General features: G+C 32.3%; 15 protein-coding genes. 8 read left to right on the plus strand and 7 right to left on the minus strand.

Features of this window, described 5'->3' with window-relative positions; all coding sequences use genetic code 11:
- Positions 1 to 105: 105 nt before the first annotated feature.
- Complete coding sequence (leuS, locus tag FHS04_RS08025; protein ID WP_106679756.1) at positions 106 to 3,057, minus strand: leucine--tRNA ligase; 2,952 nt, start codon at positions 3,055 to 3,057, stop codon at positions 106 to 108.
- Between the two features lie 127 nt (positions 3,058 to 3,184).
- Here leuS and FHS04_RS08030 point away from each other — a divergent pair, with 127 nt between their 5' ends.
- From FHS04_RS08030 to FHS04_RS08040, 3 genes are all read left to right on the plus strand, one after another.
- Positions 3,185 to 4,060 carry a cell division protein FtsX gene (locus FHS04_RS08030; RefSeq protein WP_027880869.1) on the plus strand — a complete coding sequence of 292 codons (876 nt, stop codon included), beginning with the start codon at positions 3,185 to 3,187 and terminating at the stop codon, positions 4,058 to 4,060.
- Between the two features lie 138 nt (positions 4,061 to 4,198).
- A complete protein-coding gene (locus FHS04_RS08035) occupies positions 4,199 to 4,342 on the plus strand; it encodes a hypothetical protein (RefSeq protein WP_181256128.1) in 144 nt (47 codons plus the stop codon).
- A gap of 40 nt (positions 4,343 to 4,382) precedes the next feature.
- The gene (locus FHS04_RS08040; RefSeq protein ID WP_027880868.1) at positions 4,383 to 4,640 is read left to right on the plus strand and encodes a DUF3098 domain-containing protein; all 258 of its coding nucleotides are present in this window, start codon (positions 4,383 to 4,385) and stop codon (positions 4,638 to 4,640) included.
- Between the two features lie 8 nt (positions 4,641 to 4,648).
- Here FHS04_RS08040 and FHS04_RS08045 read toward each other — a convergent pair whose 3' ends face one another.
- The 4 genes from FHS04_RS08045 to FHS04_RS08060 all read right to left on the minus strand — a co-directional run bounded on the left by FHS04_RS08045 (position 4,649) and on the right by FHS04_RS08060 (position 11,556).
- The gene (locus FHS04_RS08045; RefSeq protein ID WP_106679754.1) at positions 4,649 to 5,773 is read right to left on the minus strand and encodes a glycerate kinase; all 1,125 of its coding nucleotides are present in this window, start codon (positions 5,771 to 5,773) and stop codon (positions 4,649 to 4,651) included.
- Between the two features lie 3 nt (positions 5,774 to 5,776).
- Positions 5,777 to 7,483 carry a sodium:solute symporter family transporter gene (locus FHS04_RS08050; protein ID WP_106679752.1) on the minus strand — a complete coding sequence of 569 codons (1,707 nt, stop codon included), beginning with the start codon at positions 7,481 to 7,483 and terminating at the stop codon, positions 5,777 to 5,779.
- An 11-nt stretch (positions 7,484 to 7,494) separates the two neighbouring features.
- Positions 7,495 to 8,805: an MGH1-like glycoside hydrolase domain-containing protein gene (locus FHS04_RS08055; protein WP_106679750.1), complete on the minus strand. Its 1,311-nt coding sequence runs from the start codon at positions 8,803 to 8,805 to the stop codon at positions 7,495 to 7,497.
- 84 nt (positions 8,806 to 8,889) lie between these two features.
- A complete protein-coding gene (locus FHS04_RS08060; protein ID WP_106679748.1) occupies positions 8,890 to 11,556 on the minus strand; it encodes a TonB-dependent receptor in 2,667 nt (888 codons plus the stop codon).
- Positions 11,557 to 11,672: 116 nt separating this feature from the next.
- On the opposite strand from FHS04_RS08060, the gene FHS04_RS08065 reads away from it, so the two are divergent.
- From FHS04_RS08065 to FHS04_RS08080, 4 genes are all read left to right on the plus strand, one after another.
- Positions 11,673 to 12,695, plus strand: a complete 1,023-nt coding sequence (locus tag FHS04_RS08065) for a LacI family DNA-binding transcriptional regulator (RefSeq protein WP_027880863.1) — start codon at positions 11,673 to 11,675, stop codon at positions 12,693 to 12,695.
- A gap of 38 nt (positions 12,696 to 12,733) precedes the next feature.
- Complete coding sequence (locus FHS04_RS08070; protein WP_106679746.1) at positions 12,734 to 13,528, plus strand: undecaprenyl-diphosphate phosphatase; 795 nt, start codon at positions 12,734 to 12,736, stop codon at positions 13,526 to 13,528.
- 3 nt (positions 13,529 to 13,531) lie between these two features.
- Complete coding sequence (gene truB, locus FHS04_RS08075; RefSeq protein WP_106679744.1) at positions 13,532 to 14,227, plus strand: tRNA pseudouridine(55) synthase TruB; 696 nt, start codon at positions 13,532 to 13,534, stop codon at positions 14,225 to 14,227.
- Positions 14,228 to 14,299: 72 nt separating this feature from the next.
- A complete protein-coding gene (locus FHS04_RS08080) occupies positions 14,300 to 15,016 on the plus strand; it encodes a hypothetical protein (protein WP_106679743.1) in 717 nt (238 codons plus the stop codon).
- Between the two features lie 241 nt (positions 15,017 to 15,257).
- On the opposite strand, the gene FHS04_RS08085 is transcribed toward FHS04_RS08080, so the two are convergent.
- Positions 15,258 to 15,872, minus strand: coding sequence for a thioredoxin family protein (locus FHS04_RS08085; RefSeq protein ID WP_106679741.1), 615 nt, complete (start codon positions 15,870 to 15,872; stop codon positions 15,258 to 15,260).
- A 77-nt stretch (positions 15,873 to 15,949) separates the two neighbouring features.
- Between FHS04_RS08085 and FHS04_RS08090 the strand changes: the two genes are divergently transcribed.
- Positions 15,950 to 16,513 (plus strand): DNA-3-methyladenine glycosylase I, encoded by a 564-nt coding sequence (locus FHS04_RS08090; RefSeq protein WP_106679739.1) that lies wholly within the window; start codon positions 15,950 to 15,952, stop codon positions 16,511 to 16,513.
- Positions 16,514 to 16,523: 10 nt separating this feature from the next.
- On the opposite strand, the gene aat is transcribed toward FHS04_RS08090, so the two are convergent.
- Positions 16,524 to 17,150 carry a leucyl/phenylalanyl-tRNA--protein transferase gene (gene aat, locus FHS04_RS08095; protein ID WP_106679737.1) on the minus strand — a complete coding sequence of 209 codons (627 nt, stop codon included), beginning with the start codon at positions 17,148 to 17,150 and terminating at the stop codon, positions 16,524 to 16,526.
- Positions 17,151 to 17,250: the final 100 nt, after the last annotated feature.

The following is a 17,250-nucleotide window of genomic DNA, read 5'->3' on the forward strand; positions in this document are numbered from 1 at the left end:
AATTGACTTTAACCTCAAAATAACTCAAAACTTTATCAAGTAACAATGATTAGAAAAGCTTATTGAGACATTTTGCTTCTAAAGTATTCCTTCTAACGCAGAAGTTTACCCTACAATATTCACAATTTTACCTGGTACAATAATTACTTTTTTAGGTGTACGACCTTGTAATTGTTCTTGTGTTTTTTCGTGAGCCATAACGGTTTTTTCTATTTCGTCTTTGCTCATATCCAAAGGTAATTCAAGTGTAAAACGCATTTTACCGTTAAATGAAATTGGATAATTCTTACTGCTTTCTACTAAATGTTTTTCTTCAAAAACTGGGAAAGGCGCTGTAGAAATTGACATTTCATTACCTAATTGATGCCATAACTCTTCTGCAATATGTGGTGCGTATGGCGATACTAAAATTAGTAATGGTTGTAAAATATCGCGACTTGTACATTTTTGTGCTGTTAGCTCGTTAACCGCAATCATAAAAGTAGATACCGATGTATTGAAAGAGAAATTCTCTATATCTTCTTCTACCTTTTTAATGGTTTTATGTAAAGTTTTTAAGTTGTCTTTTGTAGGTTCTGCATCGGTTATTTTTAAACCGTTATCGTCTACGTATAACTTCCATAATTTTTTAAGGAAACCATGCACACCTGTAATACCTGCAGTATTCCAAGGTTTTGCTTGCTCTAACGGACCTAAAAACATCTCATACAAACGTAAGCTATCTGCACCGTAATCTTCACAAATTTGATCTGGATTAACCACGTTGTATTTTGATTTTGACATTTTTTCTACTTCGCGATTTACTTTAAAAGTACCATCTTCTTCAGTAATAAAAACTGCATCTTTAAATTCTGGACGCCAATTTTTGAATGCTTCGGTATCTAATTCATCTGAAGCATTAACGAAAGAAACATCTGCGTGAATTTGTCTAAAAGTAACTTTACTAGTATCATTCACACCTTTATCAGAACATTCATTCTTAAATTCTTCCCATTTAGAACTTTCAGATGAAATATAATCACTGCTATTTATAAGATCTGATGATAGATAAATCCCAAGTCCTTTACCATCATGAATTGCTTCAAATACAAAAGCACTAGTCCCAAGTATCATCCCTTGGTTTATCAGCTTTTTAAAAGGCTCGTCTACGTTTACAAAATGTCTATCTTTTAAAAACTTAGTCCAAAAACGTGCATATAATAAATGTCCTGTAGCGTGCTCGCTTCCGCCAATGTATAAATCTACATTTTCCCAGTAGTTAAGCGCATCTTCGGTTGCAAATGCGTTACCACGATTGGCTTGTTCTTCCATATATCTAAAGAAATACCAAGAACTTCCTGCCCAACCTGGCATGGTGTTAAGCTCTAAAGGATAGATACCGTTATGAGATTCCTCGTCAGTCGTTCCTCCTTCTGTCGGAATGACAAGATCGTTAGATACAATTTTGTTATTTTTTGTGTCCCAAGCCCAAACATCTGCACGACCTAATGGTGGCTCGCCAGTTTCGGTTGGTAGATATTTTTCTACTTCAGGTAAGGTAATTGGCAAATGTTTTTGATCAATCATTTGTGGCATACCATTAACATAATACACCGGGAAAGGTTCTCCCCAATAACGCTGACGACTAAATACTGCGTCGCGTAAACGGTAGTTGGTTTTTCCTTGTCCTTGCCCTATTTGTTCTAGCTCAAAAATAGCGCGTTTGGTTGCTTTTTTGTAGTTCATTCCGTTTAGGAAATCGCTATTAGCAATCACGGTTTTTTCTTTATCTGCAAACGCTGCTTCGCTTATATCTACACCTTCAAAAATATTTGGGATTTCGATATTAAAATGTTTAGCAAAATCGTAATCACGTTGGTCGCCACAAGGCACAGCCATTACTGCTCCTGTACCATAGCTAGCTAGTACGTAATCGCCAATCCAAATTGGGATTGGTTCTTTAGTAAACGGATGCTCTGCATACGCACCTATAAATGCACCAGAAATGGTTTTTACATCTGCCATACGATCGCGTTCGCTACGTTTTGCAGTTGCTTCGATATAGGCATTTACCTCATCTTTTTGTTCTGGTGTTGTAATTTTTGAAACCAAATCGTGCTCTGGCGCTAAGGTCATAAAACTTACGCCAAAAATAGTATCTGGTCTTGTGGTGAACACTTCGATAGTTTCGTTATGATCTTTTACGTTGAAAGTTACAGATGCTCCAACTGATTTACCAATCCAGTTACGCTGACTTTCTTTTAACGCATCTGTCCAATCGATGCTATCTAAACCTTGTAATAATCGCTCTGCATACGCCGAAATACGCATAGACCATTGTGTCATTTTTTTGCGCACAACAGGATGACCGCCACGTTCTGAGACGCCATTTACAATCTCGTCGTTAGCTAAAACGGTTCCTAAAGCCGGACACCAATTTACTTCAGTTTCGGCTAAATACGTTAATCTGTATTTTAATAATATGTCTTGTTGTTTTTCAGATGAAAAGGCTTGCCATTCTTCAGCAGAAAATGTTTCAACTGTTTCGTCACAAACAGCGTTAACTGTTGTATTTCCTTCTGAAGAAAAAAGTGTTTCTAATGTTGAAATGTCTTCAGCTTGATCTGTATCTACGTTATACCAAGAGTTGAACAGTTGAATGAAAATCCACTGCGTCCATTTGTAATATTCTGGATTACTAGTGCGTACTTCTCTACTCCAATCAAAAGAAAACCCAATTTTATCTAACTGTTTTCTATAGGTTGCGATATTGGTTTTTGTTGTAATTGCAGGATGTTGTCCTGTTTGGATAGCATACTGTTCTGCCGGTAAACCAAAGCTATCATAACCTTGCGGATGCAATACATTAAAACCTTTATGGCGTTTGTAGCGTGCATAAATATCACTAGCAATATACCCTAACGGATGTCCAACATGTAATCCTGCTCCAGACGGATAAGGAAACATGTCTAACACGTAATATTTAGGTTTTTCGCTGTTGTTTTCGGCTTTAAAAGTTTCGTTTTTGGCCCAATACTGTTGCCAATGGTCTTCTATCTTTTTAAAATCGTATTGCATCTTGTTGTTTTTCGGCTTATAAAAGGGCAAATTTAAACTTATTATAACAATGTTGAAAGTTTAAACGTTGTAAACATTAAGCAATCCAAAATATTTATATTTTTACGGTATAATCTAACATCGTTTTATGAGTTCATCTTTTGACAGATATCAAAAAAGACGTTTAATTTCGTCTTATTTTTCAGTTGTAATTAGCATCGCTTTAGTACTTTTTCTATTAGGAATTGTTGGCTTTTTATTGCTTAACGCGAAAAAAGTAACCGATTTTATGAAAGAAAACGTAAACGTAACAGTATATTTAAAAGACACTGCTAAGGATGTTGAAATAAAACAACTTGAAAAAAGTCTAGCGCTTGCAGACTATGTAAAAACAACCGATTTTGTATCTAAAGACGATGCTGCAGAAGCAATGAAATCTGAATTTGGTGACGATTTTATGGATCTAGTTGGTTATAATCCTTTACAAAATAGTATTGATGTAAAGTTGAAAGCCGATTTTTTAACTAACGAAAAGTTAGAAGAATTAACTGCTTTAGCACAAGAAAAAAGCTTTGTAGACGAAGTTAAATACGACGAAAGTCTTGTTGAACTTATTAATAGCAACGTTAAAAAAATAAGCTTTTGGGTGTTGTTACTTAGTGCTATCTTCACTTTAATTGCTGTACTTTTAATTAATAGTTCTATTAGATTATCTGTTTACTCTAAACGATTTACTATTAAAACCATGCAAATGGTTGGTGCTACAAAAAGCTTTATACGCAGACCTTTTGTTTGGAAAAGCATAAAACTTGGTATTCTTGGTGCTGTTGTAGCATTAATAGGACTTGGTTTTGTTGTTTACTACGTCGATAAAATGTTTCCAGAATTAGCACTTAGACAAAGTTTAGTCTTAATTGGTGGTTTATTTTTAGCCGTTTTCCTATTAGGGATTATAATCACTTGGATAAGTACACATTTTGCTACACAACGTTTTTTAAACTTAAAGACAGACCAACTATACTAATTAACTTTAACAGCTTTTAACGTTAGCGTTAACAATACTTCACACAATAGCACGTTATCTTTACTTAACCAAAAAATTAAGTGCGACTGACCATACCATTACATTAATAAATTTAATTAATCCCTAAAATTAACGGTTATGAAAAGAGTAACGTTTGTATTGATAGGTCTTGTAGCAATTGTAATTTACATTGCTAAAGCAAAACCAGAAGCTAATAATAAAGTAGCACAAGTAGAAAAGGTAAGTCCAAAAAAACATACCATTAAACATATATATGATTAATTTAAAAAGTTTAAATTTGTCTTATAAATAATAAATCATCGTGGGCGAAAGTAAAAACAAGAACAAAAACAATCTTAAAACCGAATTGGTTTTTAAAAAGCACAATTATAAGTTTATGTTTATAGGTCTTGCTCTTATGGCGCTTGGATTTATACTTATGTCTGGCGGTGGAAGTGATGACCCTAATGTGTTTAACCCAGAAATTTTTAGTTGGAGACGCATTAGACTAGCACCAACATTGGTTATTATTGGTCTTGGCGTACAGGTTTATGCAATACTATCTAAGCCTAAAAATTAATCTACCCTTTATAATTTTGATTTAAGTATAAAATCTTTAGTGATTTGATTTAAATAAGTCTCTGTATTTGCTAAAGCATCTTTAAAGTTTTTTGCTTTACCCATAATGGATGCGCTGTATTGTATGCCTATTTTTTGAAGTGCCTCTTGACTTAAATCTACACTACCACAAAATGTTGCTACTTTAATCCCTTTTGATTTTGCAGATTTTAAGATACCATCTATTGCTTTACCTGAAAGTGTTTGACTATCTAGCTTGCCTTCACCTGTAATAATCCAATCTGCGTTTTTTATTTTATTATCAAAATCGGCTATTTGTTTTACTAGTTCTATTCCTGGTGATAGTGTTCCGTTTAAAAAAGTTACGCAACCTGCACCCATTCCGCCAGCTGCTCCTGCTCCAGAAATGTCTTGAACATTTGTATTGAAATGAGCGTCTAAAACTTTTGAAAAACTTTGAAGACCTTGATCTAAAAATTCAATATCATTTTTTGAAGCACCTTTTTGTTTTGCATATACATGCGCTGCACCATTTGTACCAAAAAGCGGATTTGTGACATCGCATGCTATTTGTATGCTAACTGATTTTAATTGTGGATCTACATGCGTATCATCAATAGATTTAATATTTATTAGCTCGCTACCAATTGGCTTCACTTGGTTATTAGTTTCATCTAAAAAACGATATCCTAAAGCGGTTGCCATACCAATACCGCAATCGTTAGTAGCACTTCCACCAATTCCTAAAATGATGTGTTTTGCTCCTTTATTAATCGCATCGAGAATTAATTGTCCGGTACCAAAGGTTGTGGTATTCATACAATTTTGCTCTTCTGGTTTTAAAAGCTTTAAACCTGATGCTTCAGCCATTTCTATAAAAGCTGTTTTAGACTCTTCGGCATATAGATAGTTTGCCTTTACCTTATTAAATACCGGATTATTAACTTTAACTTCTATGTTGTTTCCGTTAAGGTAATAATTAACAACTTCAATAGTACCATCTCCTCCATCTGCTAATGGTACGTTAATAACGTCTGCATTGACGGTTTGCTTTAAAATTGGCGCTACGATGTTACAAAACTCTAAGCCTGTTAATGAGCCTTTATACTTGTCTGGTGCTAATACAATTTTCATTTTTTAGCTTAAAATGTTAGGTAAAAATGAACTTATTACAAGTATAAAAACAAAGAATGAAATTAGTATAATACTTTCCTTTTTAAATAGGTCTTTAAAGCTAACTTTATAGTCCATCTCTATTTGTTTTGCAGGTATTTTATGGGTTAATTTACTCACTAAAACAGCTACTAAAATTGCTATTATAAATCCTGTAAGATTGTACCAAATCCAAAAAATATCTGGCACATTATTATATCCTAAATCTGCTAGTGCTAGATGAATAGAACCTTGACCCGAATAAAACTGACCTTGTGTAAAAAAGTACACTAACTCTGGTAAGTATTTAAAAATAAGGTTAACTGCTACCGATGTTATAATAGCAGCATTCATACCAATATGATTAACTTTTTTTAAGAATATTGCAATAACAAAAGCAGCCAATATTGGTCCATAAAACAAGGACGTAATAGCGTTAATAAGCTCTATAACTGTGCTTTGGCTATTACCAAAAAGGTAGGCTGCAAGTATACAAACTACACCCCAAAAAACAACAAGTCCTTTAGATAACACCATATAGCGTTTTTCGGACAGCTTGTTTTTTCCGCTATTAAAAAAATCTTCGATAGTTACAGCACTTAAAGAATTGATGGTAGAACTTAACGAAGACATTGCTGCAGATAAGATACCAACCATTAAAATACCGATTAGTCCGTTTGGCAAATATTTGGTAATAAATACAGGCATCATTAAATCTGGTTTTATACCAGAAGCTGCATATTCTGCAGGATAATGCACACGCGTTGTTTCTTGTATGCTTTGGTAAAACTCTGGAATATTACTAACTAAATAGCCAATAATTAATCCCATAATACAGTATACCAATACTACAGGAAATCTTAGCAGTCCATTAGCCATTAAAAGTTTTCTAATTGTACCTTCGTCTTTTGCAGATAATAAGCGTTGTGCTTGGGTTTGGTCTGTACCGTAGTACGATAAATACAAAAACAAACCACCTAAAAGCATTGGCCAAAAGCCATATTCTTCACCTTGGAAAATTCCTAAATTAGACAGGTCTATCACCTGTAATCTTTCGGAATTAAAGCCTGTAAATGTTCCGGTATCTTCCATTAAAGAATAACCAACAATAAGGCATATTATTAATCCTGAAAACAGAATTATCATTTGTATTGCGTCGCCCCAAACAACAGCTTTCATACCACCTTGATACGAATAGATAAGTGTTACAATACTTATAATAATTAACGTCCAATGAAAACTTATACCTACTACAGCTTGTATAATTAACGCCATAGTAAATACCATTACACCTGTTCCTAAAGCTCTACTAATTTGAAAAACAACACTAATTAATTTTCGAGTGGATTTAGAAAAACGACGTTCTAAATATTCATAAATACTAACAATACCAGATTTGTATAAAGGTGGAATTATGAAAAACATTATACCAATCATAGCTAGAGGAACACCAAACTCAAAGGTTAACCATTTTAATCCTCCGTTAGCTTTTAAACCAACAAAAGCTGGTGCTGAAATAAAGCTAATGGCAGATAATTGGGTTGCCATAGTTGATAAACTTAGTGGAAACCAACCTAAGCTTTTTCCTCCTAAAAAATAATCTTTAGAATCTTTATTTTCTTTGAAGAAATAGCCCATAGCCACAAAACCTATGAGGTAAACAATTATAATGGTGTAATCTAGCCAATTCATTTAGTTGCTTTTTAGTCTTTTAATAAATCTAGTAATAGTGCTGCACTCCAAGAAAAGTTATTTCCTCCGTAACCAGCATGTTCTGTTACAGATTTTCTAGAATCGAAATATTCATAAAAACCATATTTTTCGATTAGTGTTATAGAATCTTCTTTTACACGATTAGCAATATCTGTAAAACCATAATTATTTAGTCCGTTATAAAGCATCCAGTTAAGGTTTATCCAAATTGGTCCACGCCAATATTTTTTTGGGTTAAATCTATCACTTTCTGGGTCGAAAGATGCACAAAGATAACGGTCTTCTCCTCCAAACTTTTTGATTAGCGTTTTTACCATTACCTCAGCGTGTTCTTTTGTTGGTATATTGGAAAATAAAGGTGCAAAAGATGAAGACGAAAGATGTTCTATCTGCTTTTCGTTTCTTAAATCGTAGTGTACGTAACCTCCTAATTTTTCGTTATAAAGCTTTTCGTTAAATCTTGTTATTGCCTTTTCTTGCCAAGCTTTTAATGTACTTATTTTATCTTCGGAATCGCCAATCATTTCATACAATTCAATTAATGCTTCGTTAGATTTAATAAGCATAGCATTAAATAATGGGTCTTGCACTAAGAATGGTGATAATTCTGCAATTTTTGCATCATCGTAATTATGCGCTTTTGCAATTTCAATTAAATGAAGATAGTAATCATACTCTCTATTTGTTGGTCTTTGCGCAGCATCGACGTGTGTAGTATCTCGCCTTTCAAACTTATAGTTTGGCGGATCCATAGTCTCCCAAATATCGTCCCAAATTGGTGAATTGTCTGTACCAGATTCCCAATTATGATATATGAAGACCAATCCTTCTTGATTTGGGTCTCTGTGGTTGTAAAAATGTTGATGGTTAAAGAAAACTTTGTCTATGTTTTGCTTAATAAAATTTAGCATATCCTCTTTATCATCTACAATATCATAAATTTCTTTAAGTACAAATCCTAATACTGGCGGTTGTGTCATACCAGTAGTTCTATGACTTTTTGATGCTAATGGATGAAGTTTTGATAAGTGAAAATCTGGACCTGGAAAATAGGTATCACTATCGTTATGAAATACGATGTGAGGAATAAATCCATTTTCCCATTGTGCGCTTAATAACGCTTCTATTTCTCGTTTTGCTTTGTTACTATCGTAATGGGCAAATCCGATAGCTATGAAGCCTGAATCCCAATTCCATTGAAAAGGATATAAGCCTTCACAAGGTATTGTAAATCCTTTATCTTCATTAAAATTAGTATCAAGAATATGTTTTGCTTTTTCTTGTAGGTTGTCTTTACTCATAGTTTGGTTTAATATAAAAATTGTAAAAAAAGCATCGGCATTACGATAAATAATACCAATGCTTTAAGACATAATTAAATAATTTTAGAAATTAAATGTAGTGGTAATAAATAATCGTCTTGGTAATATTGGTCTTCCGTAAAAGAAGTCACCATCTGCAGATTGTCCTGCAATACCAGCTCTTGGATTTCCTTCTGTAAGTCCAGAACTATCAAATAAGTTAAATACAGAGAATCCTACTCTTAAATTACTATTGTCTTTAGTTTTAAAAGTATATCCTGCACCTAATCTTGCTATAGTGATTGCGTCTAACTCTACGTTATTAGTATCGTCTGTAAATTTTGCACCAGTATGGTTAAGTGAAAATAAAGCGTCAAACTGGCTATTGTCATAATTTAGAGCAAACGACCCTAAAAAGTTAGGTTGCCTTCCTATTTCATTTCCTTCGTTAATTGTAGTGATGCCTCCATTAACTAAATCTTCTGTTTGATTTGTTGTAATTTCATGATTTTGATACGTTAATGTTGCTGATGCTGTAAATGCATCTGTTATTTTATAGTTACCTGTTGCTTCTAGTCCTAATGTTTTTGTAGATTGTTCGCTACGACCTTGGTCTACTAATTCTCCGTTAACAATTGCTTGATCAATTCTAATACGATCACTTAACCCTACGTAATAAGCTGCAGCAGAACCTGAGAACTTAGGTGTACCAAATTTTGCTCCTATTTCTCCTTGTAAAATTGTTTCAGCGTCATAATTTGTGTCTCTAATTCCTGGTGTTGGTGCAAAACCACGTTGTTGTGGGAAAAAGAATCCTCTTGAGAAGTTAGCATATAAATTTGTAGACGCTGTTAGCTTATATAAACCTGCAAGTGATACAGCCCAATCTGTTGCTTCAATTTCACCTGTTGTAAATGTACCGTCTGTATATCTTACGTTTTGAAGATCTGAAGTTAAATTAGCATCATCATAAACTTGGCTTTCTGCTAAGTTTCCTCTTCTAAATGTTCCTTTTGTAGATTCTATTCTAAAACCAACATCAAAACGCCATTTATCTAAAACCATCTCGTCAGTAATATAAAATGCTGTTCTACTTTGGTTTAAAAAGTTATTAGTTGTCATACCTATTCTGTTATATAAACCTCCTTGAGAGTAAATAACATTATCTCCACCAGCATTTGTATAACTTAAGTTTATAAGACGTGGATTATTATTAAATTCTGAAAGCACTCTATATTGATAATTAACATCTTCTGCTTCTGTACGTGCCAAGAATGTACCCGCTGTATAAGTATGTATACCGTTTTCTGATTTAAAAACTAAATTAGCCTCTCCAGAATAGTCTGTCATTGGTCTTAGTCTATCAATGTGTAAATTTTCAATTACTAAATCATTACCATTAATTTGTTGTCCAGATCCACCTAAATAATTTGCAGTATAATCAATGTTATTTGGTGCCACAGCAGACACATAATCTGATAAAGTAATTGGGTTACCATAATTACCGTTACCTCCAACATATAAAGCAAAATTGTGTTGATAGTTAGCATATTTTACTTTAGACTTAAACTTTAAATTATCCGTTAAATCGTAATTAAAGTCTGCTAAAATATATCCTCCTTTAGTGTAAACACCATCTCCGATAGGACTGTCATAATTCCCTCCTGGTGTTAAAAAAGATGTATTAGCCAATTCTCCTGTTAATAAAGATTGTACCTCATCACCATCATTACCATTTAATCGCTCTCTTGATCCTCCTTGAAGAGGTAAAGGCATAAAAAATTGTGCGCGGTCATTTATAAACTGACCATGTACTGTAAAAAATCCTTTATCAAATTTTTGTTTAATATTAGCTCTTAATTGAAATCCTCTAGTATCTAATCCTGTATCTATAGGACCTTCGTCTTTTCTAACAAAACCAGTTACTGCGTAGTAAGTATTTGAGTCTTCACCTCCTAATTGTCCTCCTGAGTAGAATTCAGTTTTTAATCTTCCATCTGTACCATATTCTAAATTAAGGATATTTTCATCATTAGAATCTCCTGTTTTACTAGTGTAATTAATAATACCTGCTACAGAACCAGCACCGTATAAAACTGCTGCTCCACCTCTAACAAATTCTACGCCTTTAAATCCTAAATCTGGTCTAGCATACACATCATGAGCAGAAGAGTTAAGACCAAACGTACTCATTAATGGCATACCATCGTATTGTAATGGATTAAATACGTATTGTCCGCCAGAAGGTAAACCTCTTACAAAAAGATTAGTAGCTGTTTCTCCTCCACCACCTTCTGCTGTAATACCAGGAATACTACGTAAAACATCTGCTTGGCTATTTGCAGATAACTTTGTAATGTCCTTTTGTTTAACAGAACTTATAGACATTGGTGTCTCTTTTTGAGATCTAAAAGTAGAAGACGCTGTAAGTACAACTGTTTCTAATGCATTTTCTCCTTCTTGTAAAACAACGTTAATATTCACTTCACTGTTATTACAATCAATACTTTGTTCAAAAGTATCAAAACCAACGTAAGACACTTGTAAAGTCTGTTGACCTGTCAAACTTGTAGTAAATGTAAAATTACCCTCAAAATCTGTAACAGCTCCAAAGTCACTATTCTTAATAATAATATTAGCTCCCATTATAGGCGTATTATTTGCATCTGAAACTTTTCCCTTAATAACAGTCTGAGAAAAGGCAGAAATAATACTAATCATCATTAAAGATGTAAGTAAAAATTTTTTCATGTTAGTTATATATTTTGTGTTAGTGAGGCTAAAATATTATCAAATAGTTAAATTTTTATCAAAAAAATTAATAGATTCGCACGCAAACGATTGCGGTAACGATTGCATCAATAAACATGAAAAAAAAGATAATTACCTTAAAAGACCTAGCTAAACGTCTAAATATTTCTCCATCTACAGCTTCTAGAGCTTTAAATGATCATCCAGATATAAGTATTGAAACTAAACAAAAGGTAAAAGACCTTGCAAGAAATTTAAATTATGTTCCCAATCTATTTGCTAAAGGATTTAGATCTCACAGAAGTAACATTTTAGGGGTAATTGTACCTAATATTACTCATTATTTTACGACTACTTTAATTAGAGGAATCTTAGAAGAAGCAAATCTTCAAGGTTATAAAGTCATTATATCAGAATCTAATAATGATGTAAAAAAGCAAACCGAAATGTTAAATACTATGTTACAATTTGGTGTAGACGGCGTACTAATGTCTATCTCTAAAATGACAAAAGATGTTGATGATATTCTTAAAGTATTAAATACTGTACCTCTTATCTTATTTGACAAAGCCTCTAACAAAATACCATGTACACAAGTAGTTATTAATGAAGAAGAAGCTGCTTTTAATGCAGTTGAACATTTAATTAACATTGGTAAAAAAAGAATAGCAATTATTAAAGAAACAGAATATTCTTTTACTTCTGAAAAAAGGTATCATGGCTATTTAAGAGCTTTAAAAGAAAATAATATTCCATTAGATAATAAAATAGTTTTAAGTGTAGAAGACATTTCTATGCATCAAGGAAAAAGGATGACCAATATATTACTATCCTTAAAAGAAAAACCAGATGCTATTTTTGCTATAACGGATAGTGCCGCTATTGGAGTAATTAAAACTTTAAAAAAACTTAGTATAAAAATTCCAGAAGATATAGCTGTAGTAGGATTTAGTAATTCTACAAACTCGCAGATAATAGAGCCTAAATTAACAACAATAGACCAACCTGGACAAAAAATAGGATCTACAGCAGTAAAACAAATAATTGAAGAAATAAACAGCACTAATCAAATTAATGTTAATAAAACTATAGAAATAAAAACAAACTTGATTATTAGAGATTCTAGCTTCAAAATTTAAAAAACAAATGTTTACTTTTGGCCAATTAATTTATTTAAATGGAGGTTTTAGATTCAATTTTATTAGGAATTATACAAGGTTTAACCGAGTTTTTACCGGTATCGTCTAGTGGTCACTTAGAGTTAGGAAAAGCTGTTTTAGGTGATAAAAGTATTCCTGAAGAAAGCTTATTATTTACTGTTGTACTTCATTTTGCTACTGCTTTAAGTACCATTGTTGTGTTTAGAAAAGACATTTGGTCGCTTTTAAAAGGCATTTTAAAATTTGAATGGAACGACGATTTACAATTTGCTTCAAAAATTGCAATATCTATGATTCCTGCGGTAATTGTAGGTCTATTTTTTGAAGAGCAATTAGAGCAACTTTTTGGAGGAAACATCTTATTAGTTGGTTTTATGTTATTAATTACGGCTATTCTTTTATTTTTTGCAGATAAAGCTAAAAACACTAATAAAAATGTTTCATTTAGTAATGCTTTTATAATTGGTGTTGCTCAAGCTATTGCTATGTTACCTGGTATTTCTCGAAGTGGTGCAACAATTTCGACCTCTGTTTTGTTAGGTAATGACAAAACAAAAGCTGCGCGTTTTTCGTTTTTAATGGTTGTGCCTTTAATTTTTGGTAAAATTGCTAAAGATGTGTTAAGTGGAGATTTAAGTTTAGAATCTCAAAACTTCACCACACTATCTATTGGTTTTATAGCTGCATTTATTTCTGGATTATTTGCTTGTACTTGGATGATAAGTCTTGTTAAAAAAAGTAAACTATCTTACTTCTCTATTTACTGTGCTATTGTAGGTTTAATTGCAATAATTTATTCAATTTTAAATTAAAAAATGACTGCTGAAGACTATAAAAACGGACAAGTCTTATTAATAGACAAACCTTTAACATGGACCTCTTTTCAAGCTGTAAATAAACTACGTTGGGAAATAAGGCAAGCCTTTAACATAAAAAAAATTAAAGTTGGTCATGCTGGTACTTTAGATCCATTAGCAACTGGTCTATTAGTGATTTGTACCGGAAAAATGACTAAACAAATAAATACGTTTCAAGGTCAAATTAAAGAATATACTGGCACTTTTGTTTTAGGAAGCACAACTCCTTCTTTTGATTTAGAAACCGAAATTGACAACACCTATCCAACCGATCATATTACTGAAGCATTAATACACCAAACAACCAAACAATTTATTGGTGAAATTGATCAATATCCACCTGTATTTTCAGCCATCAAAAAAGACGGAAAGCGTCTTTATGAATTTGCTCGCGCTGGTGAAGACGTAGAAATTAAGTCTAGAAAAGTAACCATTGAAGCTTTTGAAATCACTAAAATTAACGGTTTAAACTTAGAGTTTAAAGTAGTTTGTAGCAAAGGTACTTACATTAGATCTTTGGCAAACGATTTTGGAAAAGCTTTAAATTCTGGCGCTCATCTTTCAGTATTACGACGTACAAAAATTGGCGATTTTGATGTAAAGAATGCACTTTCTATCGAAGATTTTATTAAAAATTTGCCAAAAAAGGAATAAAAAACGTCTTTTCAACGTAAAGCTGCGTATATAAATTACTAACAAATCAAGCTTAATTATTAATTTGTTTGCATGCAGTTTAACAATTCACATAAGGCATTAGTTATAACATTTTTAATTGTTGGCACATTGGCGCTTTCTATTTTTAATACAACTATTTTTAAGTTAGATAACGCGCAAGCTGAAACATTTTACGAAGTAGAAACTATTGAAGATATAAAAGAACAAATACCTGAAGTTGAATCACAAAACAAAAGTTCTAACACTACAAATAAAGCTTTTAATACAACCGAAAATTATAAACACTACGCACAAGCTTACAAACCTATAGCGCCACCAAAAGATTATAAAAACCCTAAACTAGAAACTTATAAAAATGAAGTAATTAAAGAGACTTCAACATCTAAAAGCAATGGTAATTCTTCAATTTCTGAAGAAACTATAACCAGTTTTAATAGTGTAAATAGTGTACTTTCTAAACGTAGCCAAAATCAAAGTGCAGCACAAAACAATGTCGCAAATACCAACAGTAATGTCTATTATTCTTTAAAAGGTCGTATAGATCAACATTTACCTGTTCCTATTTATTTATGCGATGCAAGAGGAAAAATAGTAGTAAATATTACAGTAAATCAAAACGGAAACGTGGTTAAAGTTAGCACCAATTCCGCATCAACTTCTAATAATGCTTGTTTAAAAGACTACGCTTTAAAGTATGCAAAAGAAGCTAGATTTAACAGTGCTAATAAAACTTCACAAATTGGTACTATTACTTTTGAATTTCAATAGGAATTTATCAATAACTCTATTAAGCTTTTCGAAATACATTTTTTTATATTTCAAAATCACTAGAACTGATGTTTAATTATGATTTTGAAATCAAAATACTCAACGGTTTAATACTAATGTAATGCGATTTCTCCTACCGTCGAAATGACAATCCTAAGTCATGTCGAGCGTATGTGAGACATCATATAAGTAGCTAAAAGCACAGTTGAGAAATACTAAAAAATAACCTGAACTGACATAGTTAATTGATTAATTCTAACAAGTCATTAATCACATTTTGACCTTTATCTTTATTATACCAGCGTTGTAAATCTTCTTTAAATTCGGCAGTTAACGTACCGTGTTTCTTTTTAAAATCATTAACCAGCTTGGTAGCTTCTGTTGGTCTAGGTCCATAACTATTTAAAACTGTTTTTGATGTATTATCAAATTGAATAAGTTTAGGTATTGATTTACCACCATTGGTTAAGAACAAATCCATTAATTGCTCATTTTCATCACGCATAACCAATTGCAAATTAATACCAGTATTTAACTCGGCAACCTTATTAATTACAGGTATTACATGTGCTGCATCGCCGCACCAACTTTCGGTAAGAACAATCCATGTTTGATTTACTGTTGCATTTTTAATAGCATCTATATCTTCATCACTAATTTTTACCGTTTTATCCCAGCGCTTCATACGTCTATCGTTAAGCGCAGTATAATTAATTAATGCTTCAGATTGATTAGTACCTGTAGTAGCATTCTCTTCTACTAACCTGCTTAATAAAGTTCTATAATCTTGATAAGAAAGACTTTTTTTTAAGCTCTCTTCTATAACATTTGCTAAGTCTAATTGTGTTGTTTCCATAGTCTAAAATTACAGCAACTTTTAGGATAATTTAGTAACTGTTGTTACATTAGTAGTATATTTTTAAAAACCTTACAATGACAAAACACAGATGTGGTTGGTGCGTTGGTGATGCACTTTACGAAGCTTATCATGACCAAGAATGGGGAAAACCTGTTTATGATGACGACACCATTTTTGAGTTTTTAATTCTTGAAACGTTTCAAGCTGGATTAAGTTGGATTACTGTGTTGCGTAAACGCGAAAATTTTAGAGCTGCTTTTAATGACTTTGACTATAAAAAAATAGCAAATTATAATGAAACGAAACTTGAAGAATTAATGCAAAATGAAGGTATTATACGCAATAGACTAAAGATTAAAGCTACAGTTACCAATGCACAAGCTTTTATGAAAGTGCAAGAAGAGTTTGGAACGTTTAGTAAATACATTTGGGCTTTTGTAGACGGAAAACCTATAAAAAACAAAGTAAAAAATTATAAAGAAGCTCCAGCAAATACACCAATAAGTGATGCTTTAAGTAAAGATTTAAAAAAACGAGGATTTAAATTTGTAGGCAGCACTGTTATATATGCACATATGCAAGCAACTGGTATGGTTAACGACCATGAGATTGATTGTTTTAGGTATAATCAAGTTTAGTAAAATGTAGTTACTTTATATACTTTAAAAACTCATCTCTAGAAATATCTTCTGCGCCTAAACTTTCTAAATGATTGGTATAAACTTGACAATCTATTAATTTGTAATTACTATTTTGAATAAAAGTGATAAAACCAGCTTTGCTAGCATTACTAACTTTGGTAAACATACTTTCGCCACAAAACACACCATTATTTAAATCGACTCCATATAAACCAGCAACTAGTTTTTGGTCTTGCCAAACCTCGACAGATTTAGCAAAACCTAGTTGATGTAATGTGTTATAAGCCTCTATCATTCCGTTGGTAATCCATGTACTGTCTTGACCAGGTCGTTTTGCTTTAGCGCATTGGGTAATTACCGCATTAAAATCTTTATTTACGGTCACTTCAAAATCACAATTACGCAACACTTGTTTCATGCTTTTAGATACTTTTAATTTTGAAGGGAATAGCACAAATCGAGGATCTGGTGACCACCATAAAATAGTATTATCATCTTCAAACCAAGGAAAGATTCCGTTTTGGTATGCTGCTAAAAGTCGTTCTGGACTTAAATCGCCACCAAAAGCTAAAAGACCATCTTCTGTTGCTTGAGATACTGGAGGAAAAAAGTGATGTTTATTTAAAAATTTCAATACAATTATTTTTACTTAAAATAAATATTTAAAATGAATTTGACAAAAGGAAAAACGAAAACGTTTTAGGTGTCATATACACTTAAAAATCAGTATTTTA

Origin of the sequence: Mesoflavibacter zeaxanthinifaciens subsp. sabulilitoris (genome assembly GCF_014191595.1) — a bacterium.
In the GTDB taxonomy this organism is placed as follows: Bacteria; Bacteroidota; Bacteroidia; order Flavobacteriales; family Flavobacteriaceae; genus Mesoflavibacter; species Mesoflavibacter zeaxanthinifaciens.

What these genes read in the sequence shown, in the direction of transcription:
- FHS04_RS08080 (WP_106679743.1), top strand. Translation starts at nt 14,300, where the DNA reads ATGCAGTTTAACAATTCACATAAGGCATTAGTTATAACATTTTTAATT.
- FHS04_RS08030 (WP_027880869.1), top strand. Translation starts at nt 3,185, where the DNA reads ATGAGTTCATCTTTTGACAGATATCAAAAAAGACGTTTAATTTCGTCT.
- FHS04_RS08060 (WP_106679748.1), bottom strand. Translation starts at nt 11,556, where the DNA reads ATGAAAAAATTTTTACTTACATCTTTAATGATGATTAGTATTATTTCT.
- FHS04_RS08045 (WP_106679754.1), bottom strand. Translation starts at nt 5,773, where the DNA reads ATGAAAATTGTATTAGCACCAGACAAGTATAAAGGCTCATTAACAGGC.
- truB (WP_106679744.1), top strand. Translation starts at nt 13,532, where the DNA reads ATGACTGCTGAAGACTATAAAAACGGACAAGTCTTATTAATAGACAAA.
- FHS04_RS08065 (WP_027880863.1), top strand. Translation starts at nt 11,673, where the DNA reads ATGAAAAAAAAGATAATTACCTTAAAAGACCTAGCTAAACGTCTAAAT.
- FHS04_RS08035 (WP_181256128.1), top strand. Translation starts at nt 4,199, where the DNA reads ATGAAAAGAGTAACGTTTGTATTGATAGGTCTTGTAGCAATTGTAATT.
- FHS04_RS08070 (WP_106679746.1), top strand. Translation starts at nt 12,734, where the DNA reads ATGGAGGTTTTAGATTCAATTTTATTAGGAATTATACAAGGTTTAACC.
- leuS (WP_106679756.1), bottom strand. Translation starts at nt 3,057, where the DNA reads ATGCAATACGATTTTAAAAAGATAGAAGACCATTGGCAACAGTATTGG.
- FHS04_RS08055 (WP_106679750.1), bottom strand. Translation starts at nt 8,805, where the DNA reads ATGAGTAAAGACAACCTACAAGAAAAAGCAAAACATATTCTTGATACT.
- FHS04_RS08085 (WP_106679741.1), bottom strand. Translation starts at nt 15,872, where the DNA reads ATGGAAACAACACAATTAGACTTAGCAAATGTTATAGAAGAGAGCTTA.
- FHS04_RS08050 (WP_106679752.1), bottom strand. Translation starts at nt 7,483, where the DNA reads ATGAATTGGCTAGATTACACCATTATAATTGTTTACCTCATAGGTTTT.
- FHS04_RS08090 (WP_106679739.1), top strand. Translation starts at nt 15,950, where the DNA reads ATGACAAAACACAGATGTGGTTGGTGCGTTGGTGATGCACTTTACGAA.